Origin of the sequence: Veillonella sp. CHU594 (assembly GCF_003992265.1) — a bacterium.
Lineage (GTDB): Bacteria > Bacillota > Negativicutes > Veillonellales > Veillonellaceae > F0422.
Window position 1 is genome coordinate 14,394 of the sequence record NZ_RQVB01000013.1, and the last position, 14,606, is coordinate 28,999.

General features: G+C 38.9%; 5 protein-coding genes. All 5 read right to left on the minus strand.

From position 1 onward, the window contains the following. Positions 1–284: 284 nt before the first annotated feature. Complete coding sequence (pta, locus tag EO111_RS07960) at positions 285–1,283, minus strand: phosphate acetyltransferase (RefSeq protein WP_127011226.1); 999 nt, start codon at positions 1,281–1,283, stop codon at positions 285–287. Between the two features lie 121 nt (positions 1,284–1,404). Continuing rightward, entirely contained in the window at positions 1,405–2,190 is a 786-nt protein-coding gene (locus EO111_RS07965; RefSeq protein ID WP_127011227.1) for an HAD-IIB family hydrolase, read from the minus strand. Between the two features lie 9 nt (positions 2,191–2,199). After that, positions 2,200–2,454, minus strand: a complete 255-nt coding sequence (locus EO111_RS07970; RefSeq protein ID WP_062401344.1) for a DUF1653 domain-containing protein — start codon at positions 2,452–2,454, stop codon at positions 2,200–2,202. A 299-nt stretch (positions 2,455–2,753) separates the two neighbouring features. After that, positions 2,754–3,449 (minus strand): hypothetical protein, encoded by a 696-nt coding sequence (locus EO111_RS07975; RefSeq protein WP_127011228.1) that lies wholly within the window; start codon positions 3,447–3,449, stop codon positions 2,754–2,756. A gap of 267 nt (positions 3,450–3,716) precedes the next feature. Beyond that, entirely contained in the window at positions 3,717–14,132 is a 10,416-nt protein-coding gene (locus EO111_RS07980; protein ID WP_127011229.1) for an ESPR-type extended signal peptide-containing protein, read from the minus strand. Positions 14,133–14,606 lie beyond the last annotated feature (474 nt).

The following is a 14,606-nucleotide window of genomic DNA, read 5'->3' on the forward strand; positions in this document are numbered from 1 at the left end:
TCTTGTGAAAGTCTATGACCTTTCGTTGTGGGGAATAGAATTGCTTCTATTATTTAATACCCATGTGAGCCATAAGCATTTTAGGACTTCTTTCTCTGAGGAACGCCCTTAGGTGTAGTAGCCTTGTGGCGTTCCTTACTGACCGAATCACATAAACACAAGAAGACCGCAATATACCTCCGAAGAAACATCATGAAATGCGTTTCTGAGGGGGTGTATTGCGGTCTTCCCTTTATCCTATTCAGGTAAAACGCCACAGGCTACATAACGTAGCAAGAGACGACTTAGTTTGCTTCCACTGCAGCAATCGCACAAAGGTCAACGATATCGCTTACGGAGCAACCACGGCTAAGGTCATGGATTGGTTTTGCTAAACCTTGAATAATTGGTCCGATAGCAGTAGCGCCAGCAAAACGTTGTACTAATTTGTAACCAATGTTAGCAGCTTGTAAGTCAGGGAAAATCAAGATGTTAGCTTTACCAGCTACTTGAGATCCTGGAGCTTTACGTTCTGCTACGGATGGAACGATGGACGCATCTAATTGCAATTCACCATCGAATGCGAAGTCTACGTTACGGCCTTTCAAGTCTTCTACAGCTGCTACCACTTTATCAACTTCTGGAGAAGAAGCAGATCCTTTTGTGGAGAAGGACAAGAAGGATACGCGAGGTTCTTTCATGCCTGCTACGGAACGAGCTTTACCAACACTGGACTCAGCAATATCAGCCAATTGTTCAGATGTTGGGTTAGGGATAACGCCGCAATCGGAGAAAATCAACAATCCGTTATCGCCGTATTCTTTTTTATCAGTGATCACAAGCATAGAGCTAGATACAGTTTTCAAACCAGCTTGTGTACCTACCACTTGGATAGCTGCACGAAGTACGTTTGCTGTAGGGCTTGCAGAACCTGCTACCATGCCGTCAGCCAAACCTAAACGCACTAACATAGCACCGAAGAATAACGCATCGCCAGTCATAGTAGCATGTGCTTTTTCAGGTGTCATGCCTTTTTTCGCGCGCAATTCTACAAATGTATCTACCATTTTGTTTAATTCGCCGAATGTAGCTGGGTTGATGATTTCAGCACCTTCCAAAGATACACCAGCTGCTGTAGCTGCCGCTTGAATTTTATCTTCTGCACCCACCAATACAGGCACGCAGAAACCTTCTTTCAAAATCGCAGCCGCTGCTTCGATGACACGGCTATCTTCGAATTCTGGCAATACAATTTTTTTACCCAAGCCTTTTGCTTGCTCTTTTAAACTTTGAATTAAATCCATGGTATGTCCTCCTTTTAAGACCCATTTCGATATATCTACGCTTTATTATACTATAACTAATTTTGATGTTCAAACCGCTTCATATAGTTATGGTGAAAGTATACTATCCACTTCATTCATACTAAAACTGTTTCGGTATGAAACCAAAATGTTGCAATGCTTTATAAATCCCATCATCATAGCAAGATGCAGTCACAAAGTCAGCTTTTTCTTTCAGTACGTCACGGCCATTCCCCATGGCAATGTTCAGCCAATCTGGTCGGAACATGGACAGGTCGTTATAGCCGTCGCCGAATACGATGACATCTTGATAAGATGCGCCAAAGCCATCGATCATTTTCCGAATGCCATAAGCCTTATCCATAGGTTCAAACAAAATGCATCCTTCTCCATAGCGAATCAAATCCTTCGTCATGTGTACAATGCCACGTCGCTGTTCCTCTTCTTCTGTGATGAACGCATAGACCTTGTAAAAATGCTCGATATCCTCAGGCACCAAGTCTGATACGACTTCATTTTGCATCATATCCCACTTAGGATTCCATGCTAGGACGCTTTCATAAGGAGTAATACGGACAAATTCATTCTTGTGGGTCACTCCCCAAGGCACATTGTGGCTTGTTAAATACTTAAGGTACTGCACGCAGCGGTCCCGGTCCATGCCCTGCATCCATTGCACTTCATAATTTTCTGTAATGCTATAGCCCCCATCAGCCACAAAGTTCGGAGTCTTTGCCATCTTGGCAAAGCGCATAGCATCTGCCTGTAAACGGCCCGTAGCAAGTGCCACGTGATGCCCTTTATCCTGCAAATACTCCAAGGAGTATTGAGCACTTTCAGGAATCGTTCCATCAGGCCACACTGCTAGTGTATTATCAATATCAAAGAAAAAATATTTCCTATTCACAGAACCCCCTTACCGCAACTGCTGTTCTACATCCCAACCATTGACCAACTGAAAGCGATCTTTCTGCTCCACATCAGGATATTTTTCATGATCCACTTCACTAGCAAACATCACTAGGGGACGTACAAACGTTTTGCGCTCACCATACAACTGTTGGTACACCACATGAGGTTCATCTGTTTCGGAATGAATAGCAATATCAATCACATAATACAACATGCCTTTAAAATGACGATATAAACCGCCTACTACAATCTCTTGCATAGGTATCCTTTCTTATACTCATATAACGTTTACAATAGTATATAGTATAGTTTTATAACACATCATCTTTCGTAGAACGAAAGTACTTTCAATATTCCAAGTATTCCATATCATACGTATAGTATACACTATTTCTCTAATGATTTATATAGCTTTCCTTAGTATTATAGCAGGTAGTTTTTATAATGAATACTATAGGCTAACACATGCATCCCATATAAAAATAGAGAATGATTGCCTTCTGACAAATCATTCTCTATCACTTCAAAGAGGATACTATAATCCTATGAATCTCTCAATTATTTTAAAACATGAGATAATTGTTTATTTGTTTCTTTTACTGTTTGTTTTGCAGTGTACCAAACAAGTTCGTTAATGTAGTAACGAAGTTCTTCGTTATTTACAGTCGCTGCATTGTTGCTTGTTGCAGCAAGAATTGCTTTTGCAATATCTTCGCCACGAACAGTTTCACCTTGTTGATCCAATACTGCTTTTACATTGGATAATGCATCTTGACGCACATTGCGTAACACATTCCAACCATAGCTATTGCTATAACCATTTACAGCTTCTGTAGCCTTTTCATTATGTTTATTAAGGAATGTTTCATAGTTACCAGAATGTTCGTATTTGTTATCACCATTCCAGTTATGAGCACGTTTGAAGAATTCCACACGGTTAGTTAAGTTACGATCTAATACAGTAAGGAAGTCTTGGTTTACATCATGTTTAACAAAACGATCTTGACGATCTGTCAAACGTTCACCAGCTACTTGGCGTTTCACCAAATCTTGACGAACTTCATGAGCACGTTCCAATACTTTACCCAAATCTTCTACAGCTACTACTGTTTCTTGCATTGGTGCTACTAATTCATAGCCAACAGCTACGCCTGTTACGTTTGCTGGATTCTTTTGGCTATACAATTCATCACTCATAGCAAAGCTAGAGCCTACTGTTACTAATAACGCTGCTGTTAAAATTGCTTTTTTCAATGTTATTCTCCCATTTCAAACATTACATAATATGATTCTAGTTTAGTATAAGTGTAAGTCAATAATACATATTATACACCATATCAATATCTTTTGTATACTATAATTTTCGATATACACTAATATTTTATCAATAAATTGCGTTAATTATACAAAATCGATAAAGAGCTGCAATACAATATGTCATTACATATCCATTGCAGCCCTTTTATCTTAGTCACAGATTTCTATATCATTCTTCTAAGAAATATACCTCTGTAAGAAAGATTAACCTTTCTTAACATATTGAAGCACTTCCGCTAATTGTGCTTTTAAGTTATTAATTTCATCTTTTTGCACTTGGTTTTGTGCTTCTAAGGCTGATACTTTATCTTGTAAAGTATAAGAAGAACTGATAGGACCTTGACGGAATGTGTCTTTTACTGCCGTTTCATCTGCACGGGATCCAAATTTCCAGCTCACACCTGCGTTCGCCATTAATTCATCACCACGGCTACCAATAGATGCTCCTGCATGGAATAAGGTAGACTCATTTTTGTAATGTGCAATACCTAATGCTAAGGCAGCTTCACCTTTATATGTACCCACACCAGCCATAATTGTTGTTGGCTCTAATGGATCATATTGTAAGTGACGTAATGCACCCATAGCTGCAGCTTGCGCACCCATACGGTTCATACGCATATTGATGTTATTCGCTACACCTTTCAACTGAGATACGTTAACCGCATCTGTATCAAGGACACCTGGTGCCACATTCGCCATCACTTGACCACCTGCAGAGATGCCAGATTTCATCACTGGTTTTCCAGTCGCTGGATCTACCATAGGTTTTCCAGTTTTTGGATCAGTCACAGCAGTTGGAGCTCCAAAGGATACTACTTTTGTAGGATCTACTTTTGGATTACCATCTTTATCAAGGATTGGTTTTCCAGTTTTTGGATCTTTCAATTTAGCTGTTTCAGGAGTGATGGATAAGCCATTACCAGTAATCTTAGTAGAAGTTCCATCTGGGTTCTCAAAATTAGCAGAACTCATTTTCTCTAGATCTTTTGCTAATTGAATAGATAATTTACCATTGTCATGGAATACGCCAATATTGCCTGTTGTTGTATCTGCTTTCGCCACTGGCTTACCATTTTCGCGGTTACCACCTGTAAATTCCATAGTGGAATTCAACGGTTTACTGATAGTTTGTCCATCATCACCTACAAAACGAAGGCCATCATCCATAGTAGCTACATTACGAGGTTTACCATCTGTACCTGTGTATTGGATACGATCCATAGTTGGTGCATTTGGAATCGGAGTTTTACCTGCTTTTGGTGTTACTACAGTTTTTCCATCTTTTACTTCTACTGTAACATCTGCTGGTGCATACCAGTTACCATCATTAGCACGAACTGCATCTTTTGGTGTATTTTCCAAATCAGCAGGTGCTTTTGCTGTAGAAATATCTACTTGAGAAGCATCTTTACCATCTTTGCCAGCATCTTTCAATGTTAAAGTACCTTTACCATCTTTAGCTGTAGCAGATACGCCATCGTTACCTTTAGCGTCTTTCACAGTCATAGCACCGTCTTTACCATCTGCTAACTGATCTTTTGGAGTTGCTCTTAATGGTTGTGCTTCTGGAGCTGGTTTACCATCTTTAAGAACCGTTTTTGTTTTAGGGTCTTTTGCAGAACCTGCTGGATATGGTTTGCCATCGATCATCACTGTACCTGCTGGATATACTTTTCCATCATTTACTAATGCATTTTCTGGATAGTATTCCCCATTAACTTGTTTCAATGGGTTACCAGCTTTATCTTTTGCAGGACCACCAGTTGTTACACTGTCGATATGAAGGTCACGGTTTACATCTACTTTTACATACGTAGTTGTTACTGTAGCACCATCTTTATCTTCCGCTGCATCCACTACCATAGATACTGTTGTATTCGCACCATTCACATATTTTACGTTATCCTTAGGATTAACTCTTTCATATGTTTTAGCCTCTTCACTGAAAGCTTTATCTGTGGATCCAATACCAATATTCCAGCCAGATTTTTGGATAGCTGTAGCTACAGAGTTACCTGTTACATACCCATCACCATCGTTTCTTACTGTGTCTGTTGGTTTGATTGGAAACTCTTCTTTCATAGCTTTGCCAGTTTTAGGGTCTTTTTTATAGATTTTACCATCTTCACCACGTACAGCCTTAACTTCTTTACCATCTGCATCAGTAATGATCACATTATTTGTTACACGGCCTTCTTTTAAAGCTACAGTAATTTCACGAGTACCATCAGCTAATGTTTTACCAGTTACTTGTACACCATTATCACCTTTGAACTCTACTTTATTGGCATTACGCATTTGCTCTGTATAGCCATTATCTTTGGCAGATACAACAAAGCCCATGTTTTGTAAATCTCCCACAGTAGCTGCGTTGTTAGGGTTAGAGTTTTCAAAGTTAATCAATCCTGCTTTATCAGCATTTTCTGGTTTTTCCTCTGGGAATTGTTCCTCTGCATTAGGCTTAGGTTCACCTTTTTCTAAATCACTAGCTTTATACCAGTTACCATCATTACCTTTTTCAAGAACATCCCCAGCTTTATTTTTTGCTACCAATGGGCTAGCAACAGGTGTAGCATCCTTTTTCGGTTTACCATTAGGCTCTACTTGATCTGCTGGATACCATTTACCATCATTCGCTAATTTTACATCATCTGCCGGTTTGAAAGTTTCCGCACCATTCGCTACATTACCCAATTGTGTTGGAGTCGTAGTTTGATTGTTTGGTGCATCTGCTGTATTAGCAACATTAGGGTTAACCATATTAGATTTCAATGGATCTTTTGCTGTATCAATTGGTTGAATTACATTACCCGCTTCATCTAATAAGTCACCATTTGGAGCTGTTTTAACAGCTGGTTTACCATTTGGACCAATTGGTTGACCTTTTTCATTTACTGGATAATATTTATCGCCCACTTTAGATACTGGTTTACCATCTGCTGTTGTATATGTAATTGGTAAGCCTGTTACATTGAAAGTCACATCGCTTGTTGTGCCATCTGCTGCTGTAGTTACCACTGCAGTTGTATTACCACCGTTTACAAAGTTTACAGTATCAAATGGTTTCACAAAATCACGAGCTTCGCCATTATTTTGTAAATTCCAACCAGCATTTAATACATCAGATACTGTGGCTGCATTGTTACCAGCAAAGTTAGGGTTAGGTTTTCCATCTTTTGTTGGTTTCAATAAGTCAGCTGCTTCCGCTGCTGTCAATGGAGCTTTGTTGATATTGTTTACATCTCCTGCGGTTCCTTTTTCTGTACCATCAGGGTTTGTAACTTTTTTATCAGCATCATTCACTGCTGGGATATTGTTTTTCACATTATTCAATGTTGTTGGAGCGGTTGTACCTTCAGGACCATTTAGAGATGTAATCACATCACCTGCTGGTACTGTTTCATCTCCTGCACCTTTTCCATCTGGAGTAGTATGGTAAGTTACATTGCCATTTTCATCTTTTACTGGATATACTTTTTTACCATCTTTATTGGTATAGTTCACAGGTGTTTGTGCATTATTCGTAGATACTTGGTCATCCACTTTTACAGTGATAGTGCGTACACCGTTCTCATCTGTTTTACCAGTAACACTCGCTGTACCTTCACCTACGAATTTCACTTCATTAGCATTACGTACTTGATCAGAGTAGTTATTACCTTCTGCAGATACAATCCAACCTAAGTTTTGTAAATCACCTACCGTAGCTGCATTATTAGGGTTAGACTTGCTGAAGTCAATCAAACCTGCTTTACCAATGTTAGCTGGTACGTCTACTGGTGCTGCCCCTGTTTTAGGTTGACCATTAGGCTCTACTTGATCCGCTGGATACCATTTACCATCATTAGCCATTTTTTTGCCATCTACTGGAGCAAATGTGTTAGCACCATTCGCTACATTGCCCAATTGTGTTGGACTTGTCGTTTGGTTGTTTGGTGCTTCCTTAGAGTTAGCAACATTTGGATTCACTAAATTAGTTTGTAATGGATTTTCATCAGTATTGATTGGTTCAATAACAGTACCATCTTCTGTAACTGGTTTACCTTCTGCATTAGTTGTTACAGCTGGTTTACCATCTGGAGTAACCGGTTGACCTTTTTCATTCACTGGATAGTATTTATCACCAATTTTAGATACTGGTTTACCATCTTTATCTGTGAACGTCACAGGTAATCCTGTTACATTGTATGTAACATTGCTTGTTGTACCATCTGCTGCTGTAGTTACTACAGCTGTTGTATGAGCACCATTTACGAAGTTTACTGTATCATATGGTTTTACAAAATCACGAGCTTCGCCGTTGTTTTGTAAGTTCCAACCTGCATTCAATACATCAGATACTGTAGCTGCATTGTTACCAGCAAATTTAGGATTTGGTTTTCCATCTTTTGTTGGGTTCAATAAATCAGCTGCATCTGCTGCTGTAATAGGAGCTGCTGTATTGTTTTTACCGTCAATTGGATTACCATCTACATCAGATGCCTTTTTATCAGCATCATTTACAGTTGGTAAATTACTTTTCACATTACCCAATTGTGTTGGAGTCGTAGTTTGATTATTTGGTGCATCTGCTGTATTAGCAACATTCGGGTTAACCATATTAGATTTCAATGGATCTTTTGCTGTATCAATTGGTTCAATAACAGTACCATCTTCTGTAACTGGTTTACCTTCTGCATTAGTTTTTACAGCTGGTTTGCCATCTGGAGTAACCGGTTGACCTTTTTCATTCACTGGATAGTATTTATCACCAATTTTAGATACTGGTTTACCATCTTTATCTGTGAAAGTCACAGGTAATCCTGTTACATTGTATGTAACATTGCTTGTTGTGCCATCTTCATTAGTAGTTACTACTGCTGTTGTATTCGCACCATCTACAAAGTTTACAGTGTCATATGGTTTTACAAAGTCTTTCGCAGTACCGTTGTTTTGTAAGTTCCAACCTGCATTTAATACATCAGATACTGTAGCTGCATTGTTACCTACAAAGTTAGGGTTAGGTTTTCCATCTTTTGTTGGGTTCAATAAATCAGCTGCTTCCGTTGCTGTCAATGGAGCTTTGTTGATATTGTTTACATCTCCTGCAGTTCCTTTTTCTGTACCATCAGGGTTTGTAACTTTTTTATCAGCATCATTCACTGCTGGAATGTTGTTTTTCACATTTTTCAATTCTGTTGGGGATGTTGTACCTTCAGGACCATTGATAGATGTAACAACATTATTATTTGGAACAACTTGATCATTATCACCTTTTCCATCTGGAGTTGTGTGATATGTTACAGTGCCATCATCACCTTTAATTGGATATACTTTCTTACCATCTTTATCTGTGTAGACTACAGGTGTTTGTGCATTATTCGTAGACACTTGGTCATCTACTTTTACAGTGATTGTACGTACACCTTTGTCATCTGTTTTACCAGTAACTGTAGCTGTACCTTCACCTACGAATTTCACTTCGTTAGTATTACGTACTTGATCAGAGTAGCTATTACCTTCTGCAGATACAATCCAACCTAAGTTTTGTAAATCACCAACAGTAGCTGCATTATTAGGGTTAGAGTTACTGAAGTCAATCAAACCTGCTTTACCAACATTATCTGGTTTAGCTACTGGTTGTACATTCTCTTTCGGTTGACCATTTGGAAGTACGTCCGCTGCATTATACCATTTACCATCATTACCTAATTTTTTATCCTCTACTGGATCAAATGTGTTAGCACCATTCGCTACATTGCCCAATTGAGTTGGACTTGTTGTTTGGTTATTTGGTTTTTCTTTTGTATTTTCTACATTAGGATTCACTAAATTAGATTGCAATGGATTTGCTTTGGTATCGATTGGTTCAATAACAGTACCATCTGCTGTAACTGGTTTACCTTCTGCATTAGTTGTTACAGCTGGTTTACCATCTGGAGTAACTGGTTGACCTTTTTCATTCACTGGATAGTATTTATCACCAATTTTAGATACTGGTTTACCATCTTTATCTGTGAACGTCACAGGTAATCCTGTTACATTGTATGTTACATCACTTGTTGTGCCATCTGCTGCTGTAGTTACTACAGCTGTTGTATGAGCACCATTTACGAAGTTTACTGTATCATATGGTTTTACAAAATCACGAGCTTCGCCGTTATTTTGTAAGTTCCAACCTGCATTTAATACATCAGATACTGTAGCTGCATTGTTACCAGCAAATTTAGGATTTGGTTTTCCATCTTTTGTTGGGTTCAATAAATCAGCTGCATCTGCTGCTGTAATAGGAGCTGCTGTATTGTTTTTGCCATCGATTGGATTACCATCTACATCAGATGCTTTTTTATCAGCATCATTTACAGTTGGTAAATTATGTTTCACATTGTCCAACGTAGCTGGAGTTTTTGTACCTTTTGGTCCGTTAATGCTTGTTTTCACTGGACCAGTTACAGTATCGCCAGTACCATCTGGATTTTTCTTGAAGATTGGGTTACCTTGTGGATCTTTTTCACCAGTAGGATATACACGATCACCATTTTCATCTGTGTATACTACAGGAGATACCGCATTATTTGCAGACGCTTGATCATCCACTTTTACAGTGATAGTACGTACACCTTTCTCATCTGTTTTACCAGATACTGTGGCTGTACCTTCTCCTACGAATTTCACTTCGTTAGCATTTTTCACAGCCTCAGAGTATGGATTTCCTAAGTCACCTGTTGTTTTATCAGAAGATACAATCCAACCCATATTACGTAAATCACCTACAGTAGCCGCTGTGTTATCGCTAACTTTTGGCTCACTACCATCTGCTGGTTTAGATAAATCTACTAATCCATTATTCGCAGGTGTAGATCCTGGTACTTGTGCACCATCAACTGTATCACCATATTTATTCAAACCAGATGTTACATTATTTAATGCTGTTGGATCTGTTGTATTTGTTTTATCTCCTGCTGGAGTTGGATTTACTAAAGCTGTTTTTAACGGTTTTGTTGTATCTACTGGCTCAATAACAGTGCCATCTTCTGCAACTGGTTTACCTTCTGCATTAGTTTTTACAGCTGGTTTACCATCTGGAGTAATAGGTTGACCTTTCTCATTCACTGGATAGTATTTATCACCAATTTTAGATACTGGCTTGCCATCTTTATCTGTGTATGTTACAGGTAATCCTGTTACATTGTATGTTACATCACTTGTTGTACCATCTGCAGATGTAGTTACTACAGCTGTTGTATTAGCACCATCTACAAAGTTTACAGTGTCATATGGTTTTACAAAATCTTTCGCAGTGCCATTATTTTGTAAATTCCAACCTGCATTTAATACGTCACCTACAGTAGCCGCATTGTTAGGATTTACATAGTTAGGAGCTGCTGCATCTGTTGTATTAACAGGAGCATGTTCAGTAGTTGGCGCTTGTGTATCTTTTTTAGCACCATCCAAGTTGCCTGCTACATTAGATAATGTAGTTGGTGCTTTAGTACCTTCAGGACCATTGATAGATGCAATTACATTCTCTTTAGGGATCTCAGTGCCTTTTCCATTTGGCTCAGAATAGTATTTAACATCTTTAGTTCCATCTGGTTTTGTTACTGTCTTAGGATATACTTTTGTACCATCTGCAGTTGTATAACTTACAGGTTGCTCAGGCATTTCTTGAGCCTCTGCTTTCACAGTAATAGTACGAACACCATTCTCTGTTTTACCAGATACAGTAACGCCACCTTCTCCTACGAATTTTACTTCGTCAGCATTTTTTACTTGTTCTGTGTAGGCTTTTGTTAATTCACCTGTTGTTTTGTCCGAAGATACAACCCAACCCATATTACGTAAATCGCCTACAGTAGCTGCTGTAGTATCAGGAACTGGAGTACCTGTAGCTGGTTTACTTAAATCTACAAGACCTGCTTTTGGTGTTCCAGGATCATAATTTGTCAAACCAGATGTAACATTTTTAATTGTTTTGCCACCATTATCTAAGCCATCTTTTGTTAAAGATACTGGCTTTGCTGGCGCATCTTTTGGAGTAATTGTCATACCATTGCCATCAATCACAGTTGTGTCACCAGCCGCATTTTTGAAACCAGCACTCGTTAAACCTGTCAATTCAGGTTTTAAGGAATAGATAAAGTTTTTACCTTCTTGTTTAATAGCAAGGTTGTCACCAGCTTTGAAAGTAACTAAGTCGCCAGCTTTAATTTTTTCTTCTGATTTACCAGTTTCTGTACCAGAACCATCGTTTCCAGCAGTTGCTTTCCAAGCAGCATTATTCACAGCATTTACCACTGTATCTACAGTGGCTAATTTATTTCCATCTCCTGTATTAGGAGCTGCTTTTCCGTCATCACCAGTATTAATAGTACCAGTATTAGCTTTTAGTTTGCCATCTGCTGTTTTGCCAATGGTATCACCATCTGTATTCACAGAAATACCATTTGCATTTGATGTAATAGATCCATCTGCAGCTTTAACATCGAATTTTACATTCGCGCCTTTTGCTGTGGTTACAGTATTACCATTTTTTACTTCTTCTTGTTTCGTAACAGTCACAGTAGTACCATTACCATTTACAAAGTTTACTTGGTCGTCTGTGCCAATACCAGCCACTTTAGTTTTAGGATCACCAGCAATGTTCCAACCTGTAGCTAATTTTTTAGAAATAGAATTTAACTGAGAACCATTGATAGCATCTGTAGAATCATCTGCTACACGACCAGCTGCTACGTTTTTCAATTGACGTTCTGCCCCAGAACTACCAAAGGATACCACGTCACCTTCAGCTGTGTTTGTACCACCAGCCCAGTTGAACGTATACGCCTTATTTGGTGAGTTATCGTCAACAATATTGCCTTCTTTATCGTAGCTTACACTTAATTGACGTGTACCTACTAAATCAGTAGTAGAACCAGTACCAATAGCCACCGCATTTTGACGTGTAGCATGAGCACCTACACCTAAGGCTACAGAGCCAATTGCATCAGAACGAGAACCAGCACCAATAGCTGTACCTAGATCACCTTTAGATAATGCATGCACACCTAAGGATGTGGAGGCGTGACCATTTTTATTTCTAGCAAAATCAAGTGCAGTTGTTTCCATAGTAAGACCAGTCAATACTTTATACGCATCAGCTACCGATCCTGTACTTGGAGTCGTACCAGCAAAAGTATATTCCCGTTTTACATCTTTACCATTGATTTTTTCAGTGACAGTTTTTTTCACAACCTGTCCATTATCTTTCTGGTAGTTTGTCATTTGAGCTGCTGCAGAGGCGATATTCGCACCACCAATCATGATGGAGGAATCACCTTGTGCATTCGTAGCACGACCCATAGCAATAGCGCCATCTTTACCAGTAGCTTTTGCTTGGTAGCCTAAGGCAATATCACCATAATCTGCCCAAGATGCTGTACCACCTGCTAACGCATAGGCACCATTCGCTACGGAACCCATACCGATAGCTACTGCGGCTTCTGCATTTGGTTGTACCGTAGAACCAGCACCGATAGCTGTGGCACCGAAAGCACCCATACGTACTACGGAGTTAGTACCGATAGCTGTACCCAAAGCTGTCGTAGAATGGGCTTCCATACCGATAACGACGGAACCAGATTGACCATATGTAGATTTATATGCAGTTGGCATATCACGACCTACTAGGTTTTTATATTGTCCTGCTACTGTTGTAGTGCTTTCAGTATATCGTAAATTATAGTCATCAACGGTATTTACATTCGTTCCTCTCACCGCATCGTCTGTTACCACCTGGTATTTATTACCACGCAATGCATCAGTATCATTACCACCTAAGGCAACAACACCGTCACCAGCAACTACCTGTCCACCGATAGCGATAGATTGGTCACCAATGGCACGAGCCTCCGCACCTAGGGCAGTCGCTTCATTAATATGATTTTTACGATAAAAGGTTAAATTTTTATCTACATTACCCCCTTGTAATGCTGCTTTCGTATCTGCAGGAGCCTTCTCATCTAGACCATAACCAGCTTTTACAAGCACCTCTGCATTATTGTCCGCATTGGTTTCATTATTAATTAATTTATTACTATTTTTAGAATCTGTACGAAGACCAGCTCCAGCTTGGAAACCAAAAGCCGTAGCCGCATTCAAACGATACTCTCCATTTAGACCAAATGCTGTGTAGGCACCACGACCAACCACTGTGTTAGGGCGCCCTCCATTACCGGATCCTTCACTGAATGCATCACGGCCGATAACCACAGTACCTTCCGCATCATTTGTAGTTTTAGCATTTTTACCAATGACAATACTAGTGTGACCTTTTGCATTAGTATCACTACCAATCGCAATTGTATCTTGGCCACTACTAATTGTTGCCCCTTTACCTATAGCGACAGCTCGTGCCTGATTCGCATTTGCCGCTTCACCAAGGGCTACAGCGTTATCAGAACCTGTACCAGCCTGATTCAGAGCTGCACCAACTGTACTTGTTAAGACAGGGCTTACCGCCATAGCCATCGCTGCTGTACTCATCACAATCGCTTTAGCTTTATTGCGCCCTACACGCTTTGCTAATTCAGACACTACTACATAGCATCCCTTAGTTTTGTTCCAAACTACTTTATAAATCCGATTTAATCCCATATAAATCCCCTTTATAACATTACTTATAAACTAAGTCCTATACATCGACTACATAGAATAACTTATATTCCTCTCACCCAGTATTCTTCTACTATCAAAATAAACCTTCAGTTTCATAAAGGCTCTTTCGTGGAAAGTAATATTTATACACGAACCATACACTCTACATAGACTTATTAGCCACGACCTAGCAAATAATCTGTTGTGTAAATCTAGTTCAAATTATTTCGATATCATTATACATGAATTTGTATACATTATCAACAACTAATTTAAAAAACTTTCACAATTTATCTGTAATCTATAGAATAACGATATTCTTACTATCTACTATTATCTTCATATACTATTCATTTATTACATATTAATTCATTTAAGTTTTAATTTTATGTATAAATAATCAATTTTAAGCAATAGTTAGCATTTTTATTCCTAAATAAAATTAGGCATCAACAGATATGTATTATTACATCC